Here is a 21,336-nt window from a genome sequence, read left to right on the forward strand (position 1 = left end):
ATGTGACCCGTGTTCGCCCCGCGCGGTCGGCCGCGCGCCTCTGCGTCCGGCCCGGCCGCCCCCTGGGCGGCCGGGCCGGACGCGTTTTTGTCTTAGGGGGGCGCGACAATGCGCGGGTGCGGATCGCGGTGGCTGTGGGGGCGGACGGGGCTGGTGTGCTGCGTCCGCTCGCCGAGGACGGCGCGGCCGCCGGGCCGCCCGAACCCGTCGCCGACCTCGCGGCGGCCGTCGCCGGGCGCGAGCGCGCGCACGCCCCGCGCTGGGTGTGGGCGCGCACCGCGCGGCTGTACCCCGTCCTGCTGCGGGCGGGCGTCCGCGTCGCGCGCTGCCACGACCTGGAACTGGTCGAGTCGCTGCTGCTCGGCCACGCCGGGCGGTACGGCGAGCCGCGGTCGGTCGCGGCGGCGTCGGCGCGGCTGCGCGGCGAGCCCGTCCCGGACGACCCGCCGCCGTTCGCCGACGAGACCCCGCAGGGCTCGCTGTTCGAGACCGCCGCCGAACCCGACGACCTCGACCGCATCGTCGAGGTCCACGCCGACCAGCGCCGCCGGATGTCCGGCCTGCCCGGGTTCGCCCTGCTGGCGGCGGCCGAGTCGGCGGGCGGGCTCGTCGCCGCCGAACTCGCCGCCGACGGGCTGCCGTGGTCCGCCGAGCGCCACGACGCGCTGCTCACCGAGCTGCTCGGGCCGCGTCCCGCGCACGGCATGCGACCCAAGCGCCTCCAGGATTTGGCCGACCGCATCGACGCCGCGTTCTGTGGCACGGGCCGTGGCGCGGGCCGTGGCACGGGCGGCGGTACGCGCGTCAACCCGGACTCCCCGGCGCAGCTCGTCAAGGCGTTCGCGGCGGCCGGGCACCCGGTCGCGTCCACGCGCGCGCACGTCCTCAAGCAGGTCGACCACCCGGCCGTCCCGCTGCTGCTGGAGTACAAGGAACTGGCCCGGCTGCACACCGCGCACGGCTGGGCGTGGCTCGACGCGTGGGTCCGCGACGGGCGGTTCCGCACCGAGTACGTCGTCGGCGGCGTCGTGTCCGGACGCTGGGCGGCGCACGGCGGCGGCGCGCTGCAGATCCCGCGGACGCTGCGCCGCGCCGTCGTCGCCGATCCCGGCTGGAAGCTCGTCGTCGCGGACGCCGCGCAGCTCGAACCGCGCGTCCTCGCCGCGCTCGCGGGCGACCGCGCGTTCGCGTCCGCCGCCGCGGCGGGCGACCTGTATGCCGCGCTCGCCGGGGCGTTCCCGTCCGGCGGCCCCGTCGCCCCGCGCGACCAGGCGAAACTCGCGCTGCTCTCGGCGATGTACGGCGGCGGCACGGGTGACGCGACCGCGCTGCTGGCCGTCCTGCGCAACCGGTTCCCCGCCGCGTTCGAGTTCGTGGAGTCCGCCGCGCGGGAGGGGGAGCGCGGCCATCTCGTCCGGTCCCGCCTCGGCCGCACCTGCCCGCCGCCCCCGGACGGCTGGCGCGAGCTGGCGGCGGCGGGCGGCGATCGCGCGGCGGCGGCGCTGCGCAGCCGGGGCCGCTTCACCCGCAACTTCGTCGTCCAGGCCACCGCCGCCGACTGGGCACTGGCCCTCCTCGGCGCCCTCCGCCGCCGCCTCACCGCCCTCGGCCCGCCGCGCCTGGTGTTCTTCCAGCACGACGAGGTCATCGTCCACACCCCGGAACCCCTGGCCGCCGCGGTGACCACCGCCGTCCACGAATCCGCCGCCGAGGCCCGCGACCTCCTCTTCCCCGGCACCCCGGTCGTCTTCCCGATGGAAACCGCCACCGTCGACTGCTACGCCGACGCCAAATAGCGGCTCACCGGCGCAGCCCGCGCAGCGCGCGCCGGAACCGGGACGACTCCAGCTTCCGCAGCACCGCCCGCAGCTCCGGCACCCCGTCGACGGGCATCCACAGCAGCAGGGTCGAGACGTCGCCGTCGCCGCGCAGCATCGTCATCGGCAGCGTGACGCCGGGCACGCCGTCGTACTCGGTGCTGACGAACACGTCGTGAATCCAGCCGATCCGGACTTCGGACGTCCCGTCCACCGCGCTCAGGCGGCGGCACATCGCCGCCCGCCGCTCCGCCCGGCTCCGCGTCACGTGGTCGTCCACCGGGCTCCCCGGGCTCGCCGCGGGGTTCACGGGGCGGCGGGCGCGACCGGGACGTCCGCCCAGACGACCTTGCCGTAGGGCCCCGGGCACATCAGTTCCGCCTGTTCGGGGGACGGCTCCGGCCACGGCCCGATCCGCGCGGAGTGCGCGGCGCGGTACCAGCCCCAGCGGCGGCTGTAGCCCGCGACCATGAGCAGGCCACGGCCACGTGTCGCCGTCAGGTCCACGGGCCGCTGCACGGGCACCGCCATGCTGCGGTCCCAGACGGCGACGAGCACGCGGCTGCGCGCGGGGTCCGTCGTCATCCGGAAGCGGATCACGGGGTCGGCGAAGTCGGCGGACGCGGTCGCCGCGTTCGCGACGAGTTCGGCGGTGACGATCCCGGTCGCCTCGCGGACGTCCGGCTCGGTGACGCCCCACCGGCCGAGCGCCACCGCCGCCGCTCGCCGCGCCCAGAACCCCGCCGACGCGGTGGCCGCCAGGGTCAGGTCCTCCACGAAGAACGACGTCGGACGGTCGGGCGGAACGGACTTGCCGGTCGGGGGACGCGGGTCGGGGGGCTGCTGCGACGGGTCCTGCTGACGTTGCCGGTGCATCGTTCTCCTCCGTTCGGGACGCCGTGCGACGACTTGCCGACACGACGACGGCGGGTGTCGACCCCGCTCACATCTCATGTAGGCCAATTTGTTGAAGAGCCATCACGAGCACGCTCCGGAGCCGTACAGTGACCAACGTCTACCAAGTTTCAAGATCGTGCAATCGGTTCCGCAAATTGTTAGGGAGGAGATCTCATGGCCTACATCCCGACGATCAGGGGGCGCCGCCTCGCCCGCGAGTTGCGAGCGCTCCGGGAGGAACGGGGCATGACGGGCGCGGAGGCCGCAGCGCTTCTGGGCTGGGACGGCGGCAAGCTCAGCCGCATCGAGACGGCGAAAGTGCGGGTCACGGTCGGCGAGGTGATGGAGATCTGCGAGGAGTACAAGATCGAGGGCGAACAGCGAGCGAACCTCATCCAGCTCGCCCGCGACGCACGCAAGCAGGGCTGGTGGCAGCCGTACCAGGGCGTGTTGAAGCCCGGCTTCTCCGACTACCTCGCCTTCGAGGCCGAAGCGCAGCAGTACCGCAGCTACGAGGTCCAGCTCATCCCTGGGCTGCTCCAGTGCGAGAGCTATGCGCGGGCGGTGCTGCGGACGTCAACCGAACTTCGGACTACTGAGGAGGTCGAGCGGGCGGTGGAAGCCCGGGTGGCCCGGCAGAAGCGCCTCACGGACGCCGCCGACCAGCTTCAGGTGTTCCAGATCATCGAAGAGGGCGCTCTGCATCGTCTGATCGGCGGTGCTGAGACGATGCGCGAGCAGCACGAGCATCTGCTCGACCTCAGCATGCTCCCCAACGTGTCGATCCAGGTGATCCCGTTCCGCGCGGCGTCCTACATGGCCTTCGATGGACCGTTCGTGCTGTTCAACTTCGACGGCTACCCCGACATCCTCTACGTCGAGCACTTCGGAGGCTGCCAGTACTACGAAAAGCTCGCCGAGACCGCTCACGGTAGGGTGGTTTACGAACACCTTCAGGCCACGGCGCTCAACACCTCGGACAGCGCGGCGCTGATCCGCAACTTGGCCGGAAAACTGACGAGCAAGTGAAAGAGGTACACGGGATGGCGAAGCTCGGAGCCGGTCGCATCGCGTGGCGCAAGAGCAGCTACAGCGGTAACGGCGGCGGTAACTGCGTCGAGGTGGCCGCTGCGGGTGGGCTGAGCCTGGCGCGTGACTCCAAGGACCCCGAGGGTCCGGTGCTGGCTGTGGACTCTCACCGCTGGGGGAGTTTCCTGGGCCGGATCAAGGCCGGAGACTTCGACCGGGGCTGACCCGTCCGGCGGTCGGCCGCCGAACGAGAGGGGCACCGATGGAGTGGCGAAAGAGCACCTACAGCGGCAACGGCGGCGGTGACTGCGTCGAGGTCGCCGCCGCCGGGCCGCGCGGGCTGGCGCGTGACTCAAAGGACCCGGACGGTCCCGTCCTCGCCCTTCCCGGACCCCGCTGGACCGGCTTCCTCCGGCTGGTCAAGGCCGGTGCCTTCGACCTGACCTGAGCACCCCCGCACGACACGAGGCGCGCACCCCCGGTGCGCGCCTCGTCCATGACCCGCGTCAAAGGGCTTCCGGGCCTGCCGGGACGCCGATGTACCGGCGGAATGCGGGCGGGCTCCCGCGAAAAACGGGAGCAAGTAAGACGCCTGTGCTAGTTGGCCGGTGTACGGCTCGCCAATGTGGCGTGGATCACTATTATCTCTGTAGTTGGCAGCCTTCCCAACTGATCATCCCAGGGGTTAGGTTGACGCGTCTTTTTGATCGTCCTTCCTGCTCTGGGGTGTGTATGGCTGTTCGTCCTTTCGCGCGTGCGCGCGCACTCATGTCGACGGGGAACTCCCGCGTGCCGGTCGCCGTCTGCGCGGCGCTCGCGGCGGCGGCGCTCGTGGCGGCGCCGACCGAGGCCGCGGCCGACACGGCGGGCCGCCGCGCGTCACAGAAGCCCGCCGCGCCCGCGGACGTCCACCTGAAGAACGGCGGGACGGCCGGGTACGAGTGCGTCCGGGGCGACGGCCGTCCGTGGGTCGGCGGGTCGAACGACCGCACGCTCAACGCGAAGATCGCGGGCGCGCCCGGCGCGGCGCTCCGCGCCAAGTTCCAGGTCGCCCCGCTGGGCGACGCGAGCGCTCCCGAGAAGGGACGAGTCCCGTCGAAGGGCTATCAGCAGCCCGCGCCCGATGGTTATCTCCACGCCTCCTACGGCATTGCGAACGGCGATCTCGCGACGTCCGGCGACGGCGGCACGAACTGGATGTGGCGCGTTCGCGGTAAGGACGACGCGGGCCGCAAGGGGCCGTGGTCGCCGTGGTGCGAGTTCACGGTGGACGAAGTCCGCCCCCATTCGCCGCTGATCACCTCGGCCGAATACCCGGCGAACGGTTCTTCCGGATACGACCCGGCGACGCACGGCTACATTCCGGGCACCTTCACGTTCGCTCCGAACGGTTCGGGCGACGTCGTGAAGTTCTTCTACCGGTTCTCCGATGGAACCGAGGGGACCGAGACCGTCCAGCCGGGCGCGTCGGCGTCGGTCGTTTGGACGCCCGCGGGGCCCGGTCGCCCGTGGGTGGACGTCACCGCCCACGACCGGGCGGGCAACGCGAGCGATTCGGTCCGGTACCAGTTCGGTGTCGAGTCGGCGCCCGCCACGCGGGTCGGCTGGGCGATGGACGACGAGTCGGGCACCGTTGCGCACGCCGTGACGGAAGGCGGCACGCCCCGGCCGGATGCCGATGCGACCTTCCCGAACGGTGCGGTGCTCGGTGAGCCGGGTAACCAGGCGCTGCTCACCGACCGCTCGGTGCGCCTCAACGGCGACGGTCAGTCCGGCCAGGCGGGCGCGAACGGGCCGGTGGTGGACACCGCCAAGCCGTTCATGTTCTCCACCTGGACGAAGCTCGCGTCCACCGAGGGCGACCAGGTCGTCCTCAGCCAGCGCGCCGGGGACGGAAGCGTCTTCGACCTCGGCTGGATCGGCGGCCGCTGGACGTTCCGGCACCGCGCGGCGGACGGCACGACGATCGCGTCCGTGCTGCGGGACGTCGCCCAGCCCGCGGGCGGCGCGTGGACCGACCACTGGGTGTCGCTGATGGGCGGGTACGACCCGGTCAAGGGCGAGATCTGGCTGCGGACGCAGGCCCAGGGCACGGTCGAGGTCTGCGAGCCGGGGCAGCCGTGGAACTGCGACGGCGTCCAGGTGCTCACGCCGGCCGTGAACGTCGCGTCCACGTCGTGGACGGCGGCCGCCAGCGCGGGGCCGCTGGTCTTCGGGGCAAGCAACCCGGCTGCCGGGCGGACCGCGTACCTGGACGGCTGGATCGACGACGCGCAGATGCGGCCGGTGAGCCGGCCCGACGAGATGGTGCTGAACATGATCTACCGCGAGTCGGTCGCGGACTGGGGCTGACCAGCGCCGAAAGAGCACCCCGTCGTCGTCGGCCTCGTGGGCCGGGGCGGCGGGGTGTTCTGCTGGGTTGACCTTAAGGTTGGTTGAGGTTTTACGGTCGTCGCAGGCTAGGGAAGGAAGGTGCGATGGCCGTCAGGGAGTACTCGCGGGAGGAGTTGGCCGCTCAGCCCATCGGGGCTTGGAGTGGGGAGGCTTATCGGCGGGTCGTGGGGGCGTTGCGGGAGCAGTTGGCAGTCGAGAGGTTGACGCAGCCGCACTGGTGGACGCTCAACCACGTCGCTGGGAAGCCGGGGGAGTGGACTCGGGCCGCGTTGATCGCGCGGTTGCGGCCTTATGACGATCAGGGGACCGATTTTCAGCGGGTCTTCGATGACCTGGTGAAGCGCGGGTGGGTCGTTGAGAACGAAGGGCGGCTCACGCTTACCGCTGAGGGGGAGGCCGGGCGAGTGCGGGCTCGGGTGCGGAATCTGCGGGTTCACAAGCAGACGCACGCGGGGATCGGGGAGGAGGAGTTCGCGACGACCATCGACGTGTTGCGGCGGATGGTCGCGAACCTCGGGGGGAACGGGGAGTTGGCCGAGTGAGGGCCGGGGCGGGTGGCGTGGTGCGTCACCCGCCCCGGCGCGGTCAGGTCTCCTCGGTGTCTTCCTCCCGCGGCTCGGATTCCTTCTGCGGCTCGGCCGCCGCCTCGGACGGAACCTCCAGCGCCCCGGCCCCCCGCACCAGCCGGCTCACCTCCGTGCGCAGGCGCACGAAGTCCGGGTCGGCGCGCGTCGAGATCTGGTCGCGCGGCGACGGCAGCTTCACCTCCAGCTCGGCCCGGATGCCGCCCGGGTCGCGGCCGAGGACGACCACCCGGTCGCCGACGTAGACGCTCTCGTCGATGTCGTGCGTGACCAGCAGGATCGTCATGCCCTCGTCCCGGTGGACCTTGAGGACCAGGTCCTCCAGGTCCTCGCGCGTCTGGGCGTCCACCGAGCCGAACGGCTCGTCCATCAGCAGCAGCGACGGCCGGTACGCCAGCGCGCGGGCGATGGCGACGCGCTGCTGCATCCCGCCGGAGAGCTGCCACGGGTACCTGCGGCCCGCGCCGTGCAGGCCCACCGACGACAGCGCCTCCTCGGCGGCGGCGCGGCGTTCGGCCTTGGAGCCGCCCCGGCGCCGCAGCGGCAGCGCGACGTTGTCGCGGACCGTCAGCCAGGGGAGCAGGGAGCGGCTGTAGTCCTGGAACACGACGGCGAGGCCGTCCGGAACCCCGTCGATCGGCGTCCCGTCGAGGACGACCCGGCCGCCGACCGGCGAGATCAGCCCGGCGACGCAGCGCAGCAGCGTGGACTTCCCGCAGCCGGACGGGCCGACGATGCTGACCAGCTCCCCGTCCGGCACGGTCAGGCTCGTCTTCTCGAGGACGGTGTGGTCGCCGTAGGAGTGCGTGAGGTCGGTGATCTCCAGCATCGCGGTCACCCCGTCCGGCGGATCGACCAGGGCGAGTCGACGTTGAGGTCGTTGGTGTGCGTGATCTTCTCGTAGCCGCGCGCGAGCGGGGCCAGTTCGTCGGCGGTCAGGACGTCCTCGATCCGGTCGAAGCCGTCCGGCGCGCGCTCCGCGACGAGGTTGAGGATCGCGTCGCCCGGATTGTGCCGGTTGGCGAGGACGATCGCGTTCACCGGCTCGCGCCGCTCCTTGTCGTATGCGGCGAGCCCCTGCTCCGGGCTCTCCGCGCGGTGCAGCTCGTACGCCAGGACGCGCGCGTCGAGCACCGCCTGCGACCCGCCGTTGGAGCCGAGCGGGTACATCGGGTGCGCGGCGTCCCCGAGCAGCGTGACGCGGCCGTGCGTCCAGACCGGCAGCGGGTCGCGGTCCACCATCGGGTACTCCAGGATCTCCGGCGCGCCCCGGATCAGGCCGGGCACGTCGATCCAGTCGACGTCCCAGGACTCGAAGTACGGCAGGACGTCCTCCAGCCGGCCGCCCCGGTTCCAGTCGGCCGTCTCGGTCAGCTCGTCGTCGGGGAGCTGGATCTCGCCGAGCCAGTTGACCAGGGCGCGGCCCCGGTCGTCGGCCTCGCGCGAGACGGGGTAGCAGATGAACTTCGCGACGTGCTTGGTGCCGAGGACCGCCATCGTGTGGCCGGTGAGGAACTTGTCGGCCTCGGTGATGCCGCGCCAGAGCCGGACGCCGTTCCACAGCGGCGCGCCCTCGTCGGGGAAGAGCTGCCTGCGGACGGCCGAGTGCAGCCCGTCCGCCCCGACCAGCAGGTCCGCGGTCGCGGTGGACGTCGTACCGGTGGCCTGGTCGCGCAGTTCCACGCGGACTTCCGAACCGGTGTCCTCGAAGCCCGTCAGGACGGTCCCGGTCCGCACGGTGTCCGCGCCGAGCCGTTCCCGGACGGCCGCGAGCAGCATCATCTGCAGCTCGCCCCGGTGGACGAAGTACTGCGGCCACCGGTACCCGAGCCGCGTCCCGCGCCCCTCGCCCCACACCCGGTTGCCGTGCAGGTCGAAGTGGACCATCTCCTCGGCGGTGACGCCGGACGCGGCGAGCGCGTCGGCCAGGCCGAGTTCGGTGAGCTCCCGCACGGCGTGCGGCAGCAGGTTGATGCCGACGCCGAGCGGCCGGAGTTCCCGGGCCGCGTCGACGATCTCGACGTCGATCCCCGCCTCGTGGAGCGAGAGGGCGGCGGTCAGCCCCCCGATGCCCGCTCCCGCGATCAACACCCGCATTCGGGTGCTCCTTTCCGTCGTTGGGGCCTCACCGGTTGCGGCGGGCCGCGCCGTGCCAGGCGAGCGCCCACCGCTCCACCAGGTGGAACACCAGGTTGAACAGGCAGCCGAGGATGCCGAGCAGGACGATCCCCGCCCACATCTGCGTCATCTCGAACGAGTGCTGGGCGTCGATGATGTGCGCGCCGATGCCCTGGCCGAACCCGACCAGCTCGGAGATGACCATGAGGATCAGCGCGAAGCCGAGGCTGACCCGCAGCCCGGCGAAGATCTTCGGCGCGGCGGACGGCAGGACCACCCGGAACAGCCGCCGCGCCCCGGTGATCCCGAAGACGCGGGCGGTTTCGAGCTGGAGGCGGTCCACCGAGCGCACGCCGTCGATGGTGTTGAGCAGGACGGGCCAGACGACGCCGAACACGATCGTCGTGACCTGCAGCGGCGTCCCGATGTCCAGGACGGCGAGCAGGAACGGGATCAGCGTCGGCGGCGGGATCGACCGCAGGAAGTGCAGCGGCGGCAGGACGATCAGCCCCGCGACCCGGAACCGCCCGATGGCCAGCCCGAGGACGACGCCCGCGACGCCCGCGAGCGCCCAGCCGGTGAACAGGTTCTTCAGGCTCGGCGCGAAGTCCGTCCGGGCCTGCTCGGTGAGGAAGAAGTGGTCGGCGGGACCGGAGAAGTACAGGTCCCACAGTTCTTTGAGGATCTGGGAGGGCGGGGGGAACGAGGGGCTGCCCGCGGTGCGCGTCCAGACCTCCCACACCGCGACGATCACGGCGAGGAGCCAGAGCTGCGCGACGCCGGACAGGCCGCGCCGCACCGCGTGCCCGATCCCGCGCTCGGCGGGGGCGTCCACCAGGACGTCGGTCATGCCTCGGCCTCCGTCCCCGCGCCGTGCCAGCGGAACGCGCGGCGCTCCACGGCGGCGAACACGCCCGTCGCGAGCAGGCCGAGCACCCCGGCCCACACCGCGCCCGCGAGCATGTAGTCGGGCTGGCCGCCGCCCGACTGGCTCTGCATGAGGAAGCCGCCGATGCCCTCGCCCGTCCCGGCGACCAGCTCGGTGCTGACCACGACGACGAGGCCGACGGACGCGGCGATCCGCACGCCCGTCAGGACGAACGGCGCGGCGCTCGGCAGGCTGACGCGCAGCAGGATCGGGACGGTCCCGAACCCGAAGGCGCGCAGCGTGTCCTTGGCGACCGGGTCGACGTCGCGCAGCGCGTAGAGGGTGTTGATGAGGATCGGCCAGGTCGCGGCGTAGAACACCAGCGACGTCTCGCTCTTGGCGGCGGTGCTGAACGTCAGCACCGCGAGCGGGATCAGGGCGATCGAGGGGATGGGCCGCAGCAGCTCCACGACCAGCCGCGCGGCCCGGTTCAGCCAGGGCGCGGCGCTGAGGACGAGCCCGAGCGCGACGGCGGCGGCGGTCGCGAGCGCGAGCCCCGTCAGCCAGACGCGGACCGTGCCGCCCACCTGGGTCAGGAACTCGGTGTCCCCGCACATGCGCACGGCGCGCCACAGCACGGTCGAGGCGGGCGGGACGTACTCGTTGTCGACCAGGCCGGTCCTGGTGACCAGCTCGGCGAGACCGAACGCCCCGACCGCCCCGACCGCGCCGAGCGCCGGTCGGGTGAACCTCATCCGTTCTCGACGACGATCGGCTTGACGTCGAACTTCTGCTTCAGGTAGCCGAACTGCAGCATGACGTCGGCGACGCGCTGGATGCGGGTGGCGCTGATCGACGTCGGGTACGCGGGCAGCGCGATGGTCGAGATGACCTTCGGGTCCAGCTTGGTGAACTTGGGCAGCGCCTCCTGGAGGACGGCCCGGTCACTGGCGATGGCCTGCGCCTTGAAGAACGCCCGCTGGAACGCGGCGACGGTCTTGGGGTTCTCCTTGGCGAACTTCGAGGTGGTGACGTACCCGGTGATCGGGAAGTCCTTGGTGGGGCCCTCGGAGAAGTCGCTGAGCAGGCGCGCGCCGATCTGCTGCTGGGCCTGGGAGACGAACGGCTCGGGGACGACGATCGCGTCGACCTTGCCGCTCTTGAGGAGCTGCTGGTCGGCGGGGAACGGCTGGACGACGACGTCCTTCTGTTCGTCGATCTTCACGCCGTACGGCTGGACGGTGGCGCGGGTGAGCAGGCTCGTCTGGTCGCCGCGCGCGTTGGTGCCGATCTTCTTGCCGGCCAGGTCGGCGGGGGTCTTGATGGGGGAGTCCTTGGCGACCAGGATGCCGGTGAGGTTCTTGGTCATCTGGGACGCCTCGGCGATGATCCTGAGGTCGTAGGTCCCGCTGGCCTGGGCCTCGATGACGCCGACGTGGCCGCCCTGGGTGATGTCGAGGCTGCCGCCCTTGAGCAGGGGGAGCGCCTGCGCGGCTCCGGCGACGACCTTCTGGTGGACGGTGAGCCCTTCGGCCTTGAAGAAGCCCTTGTCGATCGCGATCTGGACCGCGGCTCCCTCGGTGATCGGCATGGAGCCGACGGTGATCTCGCTCTTCTCGAGCCCGTTGGCGGACTTCTTGTCGTCGCCGCCGCAGGCGGTGAGGGAGAGGCCGAGCAGCGCCGTGAGCAGGACGCCGCCGAGTGCCGTGCCGCGTTTGCGAGCGAGCCGCATGAACGCTCCTTCAACTGGTTCTGGAGGGGGAAGGCCGTTGAGGACGGCTTGATCGTCGGGGACTCTAGCGCAGCCTTCGGAGCGTAAACCGTCTCATTGCTCTTGTTTATCCAGGTGAGATGCAAACCGGACAAACGGGAATAAATCACCGCAAACATGATCAAAGATGGCAAAGTATGGAATGCTCAGACTTCGGGTTGGTCGTTGGGATTACTCTGTGCTCCAATGACCCACGCCCCAGAGGTTTCAGGGGTCACGGGCGCCGACGGGCCGGGCACCTCGCGATCCCCCCGCCAGCCCGCATGCCATGAGAGGTGATGGAGGGAAGTGCAACCGGCCACGGAACGGGACCGGACTCCCGGCCCCGATGCGGAATCCCTCCGCAAGAACGGTCACGACCAGCGGGAACAGCTCCCGCGCAGGCGCGGGCTCCGGCTCGCCGACCGGCGCGTCGCCACCCGTCTGGTCATCCTGATCCTGATCCCCGGAGCGGTCGCCGGCATCCTCGCCGGACTGCGTCTGCGGGACTCGGTCAGCGAGGCTTCCGTATACACGCGCATCGAACGGATGGCTACGCTCGGTGACAAGACGGCGGCGTTCGTCCAGGAACTGGAGGACGAGCGCGACCTGACCGTCGAGTACCTCGGGCTCTCCCGCCACCAGCGCGCCGCCAAGCTCGACGCCCTGCACGACCAGCAGCGCGACACCGACCGCGCCGCCGCCGCGGCCCGCTCCGCGCTCGGCGCGGTCGACGCAGCCGACTACTCCGACCAGGTGCAGGCCAAGCTGCGCGACGTCCGGTACCGGCTCGACACGCTCGGGACGATCCGCAAGCTGTCCGGCCCGACCAGCGAGTCCGAGGCGGTGACCCTCGACGTCTACAGCCAGTTCATCGGCTCCCTGGTGGACCTGGACGACCTGATCGCGCAGGGCAGCCCGGACGCGGCGCTCACCGAGAACACGCGTGCGTTCGCGGCGCTGGCCCGCGCCAAGGACTACGCGTCCCAGGAGCGCGCCCGGCTGGAGGTCGCCATCCTCGCCGGCCGGTTCGCCACCCCGGCGGACCGCGAGCGGCTGCAGACCCTGCGCTCCCAGCAGGACAGCCAGATCGCGGTGTTCCGCACGGCGGCGTCCACCGACGAGCGCCAGCGCTACGAGGACGTCGTCACCGGCTCCGACATCGGCCAGGTCGAGCTGATCTACCAGCAGGCGCTGATCCGCTCCGACTCGTCCCCGGCGCTGTCGGTGCGGCCGCTGCGCCCGCACGACGCGGCCCAGTGGACGAAGGCGAGCGGCACCCGCATCGACCAGATGCGCACCGCCGAGCGCGAGCTGGCCGTCGGCATCGTGACGAGCGCCCACGACCTCAAGCAGGACGCCTGGCGCAAGGCCGTCATCGACGCGGCGGTGCTGGTCGTCGGGCTGCTGCTCGCCGCGCTGTTCACCGTGGTGGTGGCGCGCTCGCTGGTCCGCCCGCTGCGGCGGCTGCAGGTCGGCGCGCTGGAGGTGGCCGACAACCGGCTGCCCAGCCTGGTCGACCGGCTCCGCGACCCCGGCGCGGCCAGCGGCGGCATCGAGGTCGAGCCGATCGACGTCCACTCCGCGGACGAGATCGGGCAGGTCGCGCGGGCCTTCGACGAGGTTCACCGGGAGGCCGTCCGGCTCGCCGCCGACGAGGCCGTCCTGCGCGGCAACATCAACGCGATGTTCGTCAACCTTTCACGCCGCAGCCAGACGCTCATCGAGCGCCAGCTCCAGCTCATCGAGGAACTGGAGCACAGCGAGCGCGACGAGGAGCAGCTCGCCAACCTGTTCCGGCTGGACCACCTCGCCACCCGCATGCGCCGCAACTGCGAGAACCTGCTGGTCCTCGGCGGCCAGGACCAGGTCCGGCGGCGCAACCGGCCGGTCCCGCTCATCGACGTCGTGCGCGCGTCCCTGTCGGAGGTCGAGCAGTACGAACGCGTCGCCCTGACGGTCCGCGCGGACATGACGGTCGCGGGCGCGGCGGTCAACGACCTCGTCCACCTGCTGGCCGAGCTGGTCGAGAACGCCACGACGTTCTCCGACAAGCGCACCAAGGTGACGATCTCCGGGCAGCAGCTCAGCGGCGGCGGCGCCCTGCTCCAGATCACCGACAACGGCGTGGGCATGCCCCCGGACGAGCTGGACGAGGCCAACCAGCGGCTCGCCAGCCCGCCGGTCATCGACTTCTCGGCGGCGCGCCGCATGGGCCTGTTCGTCGTCGGCCGCCTGGCGGTCCGGCACGGCATCCGGGTCGAGCTGCGCGCCGCGCAGGGCGGCGGGCTCACCGCGTTCGTCGTGCTGCCCGAGTCGGTCATCGGCGGGACGGCGGGCGGCGGCGTCGGGTCGCGCGGATTCGCGCCCGGCCTCGGCGCGGCCGAGCCCGTCCCGGCGGTCGCGGCCCCCGACTCCCCGGCGCTGCTGGAGCGCGGGTTCGGCCAGGACCCGGCGCAGTCCGCGACGGGCGGGTTCCCGGTCGGCGGCCCGGTGGGCGGCCCGGTGGGGCAGGTCAACGGGTGGGGCCGGGGCACCGGCCCGCAGCAGGCGCTGCGGGGCGACACCGGGTCCTTCCCGGCGGTGCCCGCGCCGCGCGAGGAGCCCGGGCCGTTCCCGGCCGGACGCGGCGACACCGGTTCCTTCCCGGCCGTGCGCGGCGACACCGGTTCGTTCCCGGCCGTGCGCGGTGACACCGGTCCGTTCCCGGCGGTGCGCAGCGACACGGGGGCGTTCCCCTCGCTGGGCGACACCGGGTCGATCCCGGCGGTGCAGGACACCGGGTCGCTTCCGGCCGTCGGCGATGAGGAATCGAACACGGGTTCTACCACGGGCTCTACCACGGGCGGCTTCCCCGTCCCGCGCGCCGACACGGGCCCGCAGCCCGCGGTGCCCGCCGACGACCGGCCGCTGCCGGACCTGCCCGTCCGCACCCCGGGCGCGCAGCTCCCCGGCCGCCCGAACCAGGCCCTCGCGGGCGACGACCTGTTCCGGCCCCCGGTGCGGTCCGCGGGCGAGCCCGTCCCGGCGGCCCCGCCGAACGCGCGGCCGCTGCCGCCCGGCGACCAGCCCGGGGACGAGCCGCCGCGCCGCCCCTTCACCTGGGAGAGCGGGCCGCTGCAGACGATGCCGGAGGACGAGCCGCCGCTCGCGCGGCCGCGCCCCGAACCGGCCCGCCCCCCGGCGGCGCCCCCCGCACAGCCCCCCGCCGCGCCCCCCGTCCTGTCCCGCCACAAGTCGCCCATCTTCGACGCGATGCGCTCGGAGTGGTTCGAGCGCGGCGGCGACGACGGCCAGCGCGACCCGGTGCGCGGCTGGGAGTCCCCGGCCGACGCCGGGTTCCAGGCCGCCGAGTCCGCGCGCAAGCCCGTCCAGGGGGAGCGGACCCGCGTGGGCCTGCCCAAGCGGGTGCCCGGCCAGAACCGGGTGCCCGGGGCGGTGCGCGGCGCGGGCCGGCAGGGTCAGCAGGGGCAGCCGACCCCCGGCGCGCCCGCGCCGGGACCGCAGCGGGAGCATGGCATCTCCGCGGACGCCGTCCGCGACCGGTTCTCCGGGCTGCAGCGCGGTGTGCGCCGCGGCCGGCAGGAGATCGGCGGCGGCCCGGCGGACGGCGACAACGAGGGACCGTCGCGACGCGACGGAGAGACAGGAGGCTCCCGGTGAGCGGGCAGGATCTCAACTGGCTGGTGACGAATTTCGCGGACCGTGTTCCGAAGGTCGCGCACGCCGTGGTGGTGTCCTCCGACGGGCTCCCGATGGCCTACTCGGCGGGCTTCCCGCCGGAGCGGGCCGACCAGCTCTCGGCCATCGCGTCGGGGCTGATGAGCCTCACGCAGGGCGCCGCGAAGATCTTCGAGGCGGGCGGGGTGAACCAGACCGTCGTCGAGATGGACCGCGGCCTGCTGCTCGTCATGTCGATCGCCAACGGCGCGGTGTTCGCCGTCCTGGCGGCCCCCGACTGCGACCTCGGCCTCGTCGCCTACGAGATGACGCTGCTGGTGGAACGGGTGGGCCGCGCGCTCACCCCGGCGCTGCGGGGCACCGACCCGTCCGCCTACGGCGGCGGCCAGGTGCCCGAGATGGGCGCCGGCCCGGCCCGGTACTGAGACTGGACCGACCGACGGAGGTCAGTGCAATGGATCATGGCGGCCCCTACCGGCCCGGCCCGGCCGGGCGGCCGGGCGCGCACCGCGACCCGCGACCGGGCGCGGACGACGACGGGAGCTCCCTGGTACGCCCCTACGCGGTGACCGGGGGACGGACCCGGCCGCGCTACGACCTGGCGGTCGAGGCGCTGGTCACGGCCGCGCCCTACCCGCCGCGCGACGTCGCGGTGCTCACGCCCGAGTACCGGGCGATCATGGATCTGTGCCGGTCGGCGCGGTCGGTGGCCGAGGTGTCGGCGCTGCTGCGGCTGCCGCTCGGGGTCGCCCGGGTCCTCGTGGCGGACATGGCCGTCGAGGGGCTGCTGCGGCTGCACCAGTCGCGTCCCGCCGGTGCGCAGCCGGACGTCCGGCTGCTGGAAAGGGTGCTCAGTGGACTTCGCAAGCTCTGACCGGCCGCCGGCCGGACCGCCGCCCGGCGCGGAGCCGGAGCTGACCTCCGTCAAGATCGTCGTCGGCGGCGGCTTCGGCGTCGGGAAGACGACGTTCGTCGGGTCGGTGTCGGAGATCATGCCGCTCACGACGGAGGCGGTCATGACGGCCGCGAGCGCCGGGGTGGACGACCTGTCGGCCGTCCCCGACAAGACGACCACGACGGTCGCGATGGACTTCGGCCGCGTGTCGCTGGACCGCGAGCTGATCCTGTACCTGTTCGGGACGCCGGGCCAGCACCGCTTCTGGTTCATGTGGGACGACCTGGTGCGCGGCGCGATCGGCGCGGTCGTACTGGTGGACACCCGCCGCCTGGAGGACTGCTTCGCGGCGGTGGACTACTTCGAGGAGCTGGGTCTGCCGTTCGTCGTGGGCGTCAACGGGTTCAACGGCGAGTTCCAGTACGCGGTGGACGACATCCGCGAGGCGCTGTCGATCCGCGCGCACGTGCCGATCCTGCAGTGCGACGCGCGCAGCCGCGAGTCGACCAAGCAGGTGCTGATCACGCTCGTCCAGCACGCGCTGACCGTCCACTCGGCGGGCGGCACGGGTCCGCAGGCGCAGCCGGGCAGCGTGTCGCCGAGCTGGAGCTAGATTCCCGGGTTACGGTCGCGTAAGGATGTGTGCAGACTGCATCATTGTGTCGGAAGTGACTGGAATCCGGCCGAGGGGCACGTCATGGGGGACGCACAGAACTGGACCTACGTCGCGATCGGCGACAGCTTCACCGAGGGCCTGAACGACCCGGACCCCGGCGGCGAGCCGGACCGGTTCCGCGGCTGGGCCGACCGGCTCGCCGAGCACCTCGCCGCCGCGCGGCCCGGCCTGCGGTACGCCAACCTCGCGGTGCGCGGCAAGCTGGTCCGGCAGATCGTGGACGACCAGGTCCCGCAGGCCGTCGCGCTGGAGCCCGACCTGGTGACGTTCTGCGCGGGCGGCAACGACATGATCCGGCCCGGCGCGGACCCGGACGCGCTCGCCGTCGTCTTCGACGGCGCCGTCCGGCGGCTGCGCGCGACCGGCGCGCGGGTCGTGATCTTCACCGGGTTCGACACCGGCAAGCTGCGCGCGGGCTCCCGCATCCGCGGCAAGGCCGCGACGTACAACATGCACCTGCGGGCCATCGCGGACCGGCGCGGCTGCACCGTCGTGGACCTGTGGTCGGCGTCGGCGTTCCACGACCCGCGCGCCTGGTACGAGGACCGCCTGCACCTGTCGCCCGAGGGCCACCGAAGGATGGCGCTGCGGGTGGCCGAGGCGATCGGGCTTGAGGTCGAGGGGAGCTGGCGCGAGCCGTGGCCCGAGCCCGCCGACGCCGCCGACTGGATCGCCCAGCGCCGCGAGGACCTGCACTGGGCGCGGACGTACCTGCTGCCGTGGATCGGCCGCCGCGCGACCGGCCGGTCGTCCGGCGACGGGCGCGGCCCCAAGCGCCCGACGGCGCTGCCGCTGTGACCCGCTCCGGCTGAGGGCGCGTGTTCCCGCGCCCTCACCGGAGGGTCAGCGCGTCCTCGCCTGCGGGAACCTTCCATCGCGACGATTGCGGATAAAACGTCGCAACCCTGCGCGTGCGCGCATTCGGCGGGGATGTGTCCCGTCGCGCAGGGTCGTAACCTGCTCACCAGAAACCTACGTACTGCGGCCCCAGCACGCAAAGGATCTCCTCTGGTGAGCGCTCCCCGGTTGCCCGACCACCTCGCTCCGCTCCTCACCGACGAGCCCGTCCTCGACGTGTACGCGTACGGGCCGTGGCGCGTGCCGGACGGGCTGTACGAGGAGCTGCGCGAGCGCATCCTGGCCTACAACGGCGACCCGCGCGCCCGCCGGCTGACCCGCTCCCTGCGCGAGGTGTACGCGCCCGGCACCTCGGCGGCCGGGGCCGAGGCGTGGTCGCTGCTGACGTTCCTGCTCGGCGCGGCCGCCGTGCGCGGCGGCTCGCGCGGCGACGTCGACTACGAGCTGCTGTCCGGGCTGCTGGCCGCGCCCGAGCCGCCCGTCCGCGACGCCGTCGCCTGGTTCACCCAGGGCGGCCGGTGGCGGCCCCCCGGCCTGTGGCTGCCCGAGCCCGCAGGCGACGACCCCGAGCTGCGCGCCGTCACCTTCGAGCTGGCCCGCGACGGCGTCGAGCTGTTCGCCGGGCTCGCGCCCGTCGAGGAGCGCCGCCGCGCGCTGCTGGCCGTCTTCGACCGGCGGCGCGCCGATCCCGCGCTGCGCGCCCGCGACCTGTCGGTCCCGCACGACCGGCTCGCCGACGAGTGGGCGGCCGGGCTGCCCGACGACGTCCTGGCGGTGCTGCCCGAGCTGGCCGGGCCGGTCGGCTACCTCGGCTGGGCCGTCGCGGGCCTGGCCGCCGCGCACGAGCGGCTGGTCGCCGCCGTCGGCGGGGAGCCGTTCGACGCGGTGCTCGCCCGCGTCCTGCTCGCCGCCGGAGCCGTCGAGGCCCCCGCCGAGCTCGCGCCCGCCGCGGGCACCGCCGCGCACGCCGCCGCCGCCGACCGGCTGCGCGCTCTGCGCGGCGGCTTCGTGCTGGAGCGCTGGCAGCGGGAGCTGCGCGGCTGGCTCGCGCGCGGGCTCGTCGCGGGCGAGGCCGACGCCTGCCGCGCCTGGCTCGACATGGGCACCCGCGTCATCGGCGCGCTGCAGGGCCTGCCGGACGCGGCCGCCGCGCCGCGCAGCCCGCTGCCCGTCCGCGCCTTCCAGGTGGACGTGCGGCGGCTGTTCGGGCACCGGCCCGTCGTCAACCCGCTGGCCGAGCGGCTGCGGGTGCCCGCGCCGCGCCGCGAGGCCCCGCCCGAGCCCGCCCCGATCGCCGCCCCCGACCCGACCGCCGGGGTGCTGGTCGGGCAGCCCGAGCTGGCCGCCGCGCTGCACGCCGCGCTGGCCGACCGGCTCGACGCCGACCGGCCGGTCCGGCTGCTGGTCGCCGGGCCCGAGGGCACCGGCAAGGGCACCGCCGCCGAGCTGCTGGAGCTCGCGCTGGTCGAGGCCGGGGCCGTCCGCGAGGCGCTGTGGATCTCCGACCAGGTGTTCGCCTCGCTCAGCGTCAGCGACGCCGTGCTGTGGTTGCAGGCGCGGGTCCGCGAGTGCGTCGAGAGCCGCCTGCTGCTCGTCGTGGACGACCTGGAGCGGCTCGCCGGGCACGAGCACTGCGGCCCCGCCGCCGTCGAGGAGCTGCGCTGCCTCATCGCCCGCTCGCCCGGCCTGGACGTCGTCGCGCTCTGCCGGCCCGAGGGCGACTCCCGGCTGTTCGACATCAACCCCGCGCTGGTCCGCGCGTTCCGCGCGACCCGCACCGTCGACTTCACCGAGGACAACTTCGCCGAGCTGTTCCGCCGCGCCGTCACCGCGCGCGGCGCGACCGTCGCGCCCGACGTCGCCCGCACCGCCGGGGTGCTGCTCAGCCGGACGCCGCCGCTGCTGAACCTGCGCGGGGCGCGGCTCGTCCAGCACCTGGCCGAGGAGTGCGCGCTGGCCGCGCGCGCCCGCACCGGGGCGGTGCCGCCCGAGGTGAAGCTGGCGGACCTGCCGCAGCGGCTCGTCCCGGCCGGGGCGATCGAGTCCGACCCGCTCGCGGAGCTGGCCGCGTGCGTCGGGATCGAGCCGGTGAAGCGGGAGATCCACGCGCTCGTCGCCGAGACCCGCGCCGCGCGGATGCGCCGCGAGGCGGGCATGGGCATCGCCGAGCGCTCCCGGCACCTGGTGTTCGCGGGGAACCCCGGCACCGGCAAGACCAAGATCGCCCGCATCCTCGGCCGGATCTACGCCGACCTCGGCGTGCTGGCCAGCGGGCACCTCGTCGAGGTCGACCGGGCCGACCTGATCGGGGAGTACAGCAGCGAGAGCGCGCTGCGGGTGCGGCGGGCCGTGGAGCGGGCGGTCGGCGGGGTGCTGCTGCTGCGCGACGCGCACACGCTCGCGTCCGACGCGGGGCGCGGGCAGGAGCTGCTGGACGTGCTGCTCACCGCCGTCCAGGCGCACCGCAACGACCTCGTCGTCGTCCTCGCCGGGCCCGAGGCCGAGCTGAACGGGCTGCTGAAGTCCCATCCGGAGGTGTCCGCCCGGTTCGTCCGCACGCTGCGGTTCCCCGACCTCACCGACGACGAGCTGGCCGAGCTGTTCGCCGCCCGCGCCGCAGACGGCGGGTTCGCCCTCGCGGACGGGGTCCTGGAGAAGGTCCGCGGCGTCGTGCGGGCCGCGCCCCGCGACCGCGGCCTGGCCAACGCGCGGCTGGCGATCAGCCTGCTGGACCGCGCGATAGCCCGGCAGGGCCGCCGCGTCCTGGCCGACGGGGTCGTGGACGAGACCGAGTCGCTGGACGAGATCCTGCTGGTGGACGTCCCCGACAGCCCCGCGCCCGTCCTGGAGAACGTCCCCGGCGACCCGTTCTCCGAGGTGGACCGGCTCATCGGCCTCCAGGCGATCAAGCAGGAGGTCGCCGCGCTCGTCGCCGAGGCCCGCGCCGAGCAGATGCGCCGCGACGCCGGGATACCCCTCGGCACCCCGACCCGGCACATGGTCTTCGTCGGGAACCCCGGCACCGCCAAGACGACCATCGCGCGGCTCATCGCGGCGGTGTACGCCCGGCTCGGGCTGCTGTCGTCGGGGCACCTGGTGGAGGTCACGCGCGCCGACCTCGTCGCGGAGTACATCGGGCAGACCGCGCCGCGCGTCCGGGCCGCGGTGGACCGCGCGCTCGGCGGCGTCCTGTTCATCGACGAGGCGTACACGCTCGGCGCGGCGGGCGGCGACCGGCGCGACTTCGGGCACGAGGCCGTCGCGGAGCTGCTGCGGCTCATGGAGGAGCACCGCTCGGACCTCGTGGTGATCGTCGCGGGCTACGACACCGAGATGCAGACGTTCCTGGACTCCAACCCCGGCCTGGCCTCGCGGTTCCCGAAGGTGCTGCGGTTCCCGGACTACTCCCCGGCGGAGCTGGTCACCATCTTCGAGTCGATGGCGGCGGCGGCCGGGTTCACGCTGGCCGACGACGTGCTGCCCGCCGTCCGGCGGCGCATCGCCGAGGAGCCGCGCGGGACGTCGTTCGGCAACGCCCGCTTCATCCGGAACCTGCTGGACGCGGCCGTCGCGCAGCAGGCCCGCCGGATCACCGGGGCGGACGCGCCGGACGCCGACGACGTGCGGCTCCTGGTCGCCGAGGACCTGCCCGCCGCGCCGCCCGCGTCCCGGACGCGGGAGCTGGGCAACTACCTCTGACCGATGCCGGGGCGGCCCGGGGTCAGCCGATCCGGTGAGATCACGACGCGGTCAATCATGCGCGGGAGGG

At 73.5% G+C, this 21,336-nt stretch carries 19 protein-coding genes; 12 read left to right on the plus strand and 7 right to left on the minus strand.

Features of this window, described 5'->3' with window-relative positions; translation table 11 throughout:
• Positions 1-116 precede the first annotated feature (116 nt).
• Positions 117-1,796 carry a bifunctional 3'-5' exonuclease/DNA polymerase gene (locus G339_RS0112995; protein ID WP_157407548.1) on the plus strand — a complete coding sequence of 560 codons (1,680 nt, stop codon included), beginning with the start codon at positions 117-119 and terminating at the stop codon, positions 1,794-1,796.
• Between the two features lie 4 nt (positions 1,797-1,800).
• Here G339_RS0112995 and G339_RS36625 read toward each other — a convergent pair whose 3' ends face one another.
• Both G339_RS36625 and G339_RS36630 read right to left on the minus strand, forming a co-directional pair.
• The gene (locus G339_RS36625; protein WP_157407549.1) at positions 1,801-2,097 is read right to left on the minus strand and encodes a hypothetical protein; all 297 of its coding nucleotides are present in this window, start codon (positions 2,095-2,097) and stop codon (positions 1,801-1,803) included.
• 26 nt (positions 2,098-2,123) lie between these two features.
• Positions 2,124-2,693, minus strand: coding sequence for an ATP-binding protein (locus G339_RS36630; protein WP_019631521.1), 570 nt, complete (start codon positions 2,691-2,693; stop codon positions 2,124-2,126).
• Positions 2,694-2,888: 195 nt separating this feature from the next.
• Between G339_RS36630 and G339_RS0113010 the strand changes: the two genes are divergently transcribed.
• The 5 genes from G339_RS0113010 to G339_RS0113030 all read left to right on the plus strand — a co-directional run bounded on the left by G339_RS0113010 (position 2,889) and on the right by G339_RS0113030 (position 6,679).
• On the plus strand, positions 2,889-3,743 hold the full coding sequence (locus G339_RS0113010; RefSeq protein WP_019631522.1) for a helix-turn-helix domain-containing protein: 855 nt from the start codon (positions 2,889-2,891) through the stop codon (positions 3,741-3,743).
• A gap of 14 nt (positions 3,744-3,757) precedes the next feature.
• Positions 3,758-3,967 carry a DUF397 domain-containing protein gene (locus tag G339_RS0113015; RefSeq protein WP_019631523.1) on the plus strand — a complete coding sequence of 70 codons (210 nt, stop codon included), beginning with the start codon at positions 3,758-3,760 and terminating at the stop codon, positions 3,965-3,967.
• A gap of 38 nt (positions 3,968-4,005) precedes the next feature.
• On the plus strand, positions 4,006-4,191 hold the full coding sequence (locus G339_RS0113020) for a DUF397 domain-containing protein (protein ID WP_019631524.1): 186 nt from the start codon (positions 4,006-4,008) through the stop codon (positions 4,189-4,191).
• 341 nt (positions 4,192-4,532) lie between these two features.
• Complete coding sequence (locus G339_RS0113025) at positions 4,533-6,095, plus strand: hypothetical protein (RefSeq protein WP_019631525.1); 1,563 nt, start codon at positions 4,533-4,535, stop codon at positions 6,093-6,095.
• A 125-nt stretch (positions 6,096-6,220) separates the two neighbouring features.
• Positions 6,221-6,679, plus strand: a complete 459-nt coding sequence (locus G339_RS0113030; RefSeq protein WP_019631526.1) for a MarR family winged helix-turn-helix transcriptional regulator — start codon at positions 6,221-6,223, stop codon at positions 6,677-6,679.
• 43 nt (positions 6,680-6,722) lie between these two features.
• Here the strand turns inward: G339_RS0113030 and G339_RS0113035 are convergent, their stop codons facing one another.
• From G339_RS0113035 to G339_RS0113055, 5 genes are read right to left on the minus strand one after another with little or no spacing between them, the layout of a single operon-like run.
• Positions 6,723-7,550, minus strand: coding sequence for an ABC transporter ATP-binding protein (locus tag G339_RS0113035; protein ID WP_033323029.1), 828 nt, complete (start codon positions 7,548-7,550; stop codon positions 6,723-6,725).
• 5 nt (positions 7,551-7,555) lie between these two features.
• Positions 7,556-8,818, minus strand: a complete 1,263-nt coding sequence (locus G339_RS0113040; RefSeq protein WP_019631528.1) for a flavin-dependent oxidoreductase — start codon at positions 8,816-8,818, stop codon at positions 7,556-7,558.
• Between the two features lie 28 nt (positions 8,819-8,846).
• Positions 8,847-9,689 (minus strand): ABC transporter permease, encoded by an 843-nt coding sequence (locus G339_RS0113045; RefSeq protein WP_019631529.1) that lies wholly within the window; start codon positions 9,687-9,689, stop codon positions 8,847-8,849.
• Positions 9,686-10,462, minus strand: a complete 777-nt coding sequence (locus G339_RS0113050) for an ABC transporter permease (RefSeq protein ID WP_019631530.1) — start codon at positions 10,460-10,462, stop codon at positions 9,686-9,688. Before G339_RS0113050 ends, G339_RS0113045 begins: the two co-directional genes overlap by 4 nt.
• Positions 10,459-11,439, minus strand: a complete 981-nt coding sequence (locus tag G339_RS0113055) for an ABC transporter substrate-binding protein (protein WP_019631531.1) — start codon at positions 11,437-11,439, stop codon at positions 10,459-10,461. Before G339_RS0113055 ends, G339_RS0113050 begins: the two co-directional genes overlap by 4 nt.
• A 567-nt stretch (positions 11,440-12,006) precedes the next feature.
• On the opposite strand from G339_RS0113055, the gene G339_RS0113060 reads away from it, so the two are divergent.
• The 6 genes from G339_RS0113060 (at position 12,007) to G339_RS36635 (ending at position 21,266) form a co-directional block, all read left to right on the plus strand.
• Entirely contained in the window at positions 12,007-15,120 is a 3,114-nt protein-coding gene (locus tag G339_RS0113060; protein ID WP_205625533.1) for a sensor histidine kinase, read from the plus strand.
• Positions 15,117-15,563 carry a roadblock/LC7 domain-containing protein gene (locus tag G339_RS33520; RefSeq protein WP_019631533.1) on the plus strand — a complete coding sequence of 149 codons (447 nt, stop codon included), beginning with the start codon at positions 15,117-15,119 and terminating at the stop codon, positions 15,561-15,563. The genes G339_RS0113060 and G339_RS33520 overlap by 4 nt, the downstream gene beginning before the upstream one ends.
• Positions 15,564-15,592: 29 nt before the next feature.
• On the plus strand, positions 15,593-16,012 hold the full coding sequence (locus tag G339_RS0113070) for a DUF742 domain-containing protein (protein WP_019631534.1): 420 nt from the start codon (positions 15,593-15,595) through the stop codon (positions 16,010-16,012).
• Positions 16,013-16,052: 40 nt separating this feature from the next.
• Positions 16,053-16,646: a GTP-binding protein gene (locus G339_RS33525; RefSeq protein WP_033323032.1), complete on the plus strand. Its 594-nt coding sequence runs from the start codon at positions 16,053-16,055 to the stop codon at positions 16,644-16,646.
• Positions 16,647-16,730: 84 nt separating this feature from the next.
• On the plus strand, positions 16,731-17,507 hold the full coding sequence (locus tag G339_RS0113080; RefSeq protein ID WP_019631536.1) for an SGNH/GDSL hydrolase family protein: 777 nt from the start codon (positions 16,731-16,733) through the stop codon (positions 17,505-17,507).
• 213 nt (positions 17,508-17,720) lie between these two features.
• Positions 17,721-21,266 carry an AAA family ATPase gene (locus G339_RS36635; protein WP_157407551.1) on the plus strand — a complete coding sequence of 1,182 codons (3,546 nt, stop codon included), beginning with the start codon at positions 17,721-17,723 and terminating at the stop codon, positions 21,264-21,266.
• The last annotated feature ends 70 nt before the right edge of the window (positions 21,267-21,336 follow it).

It is taken from the genome of Actinomadura atramentaria DSM 43919 (assembly GCF_000381885.1).
GTDB lineage: Bacteria > Actinomycetota > Actinomycetes > Streptosporangiales > Streptosporangiaceae > Spirillospora > Spirillospora atramentaria.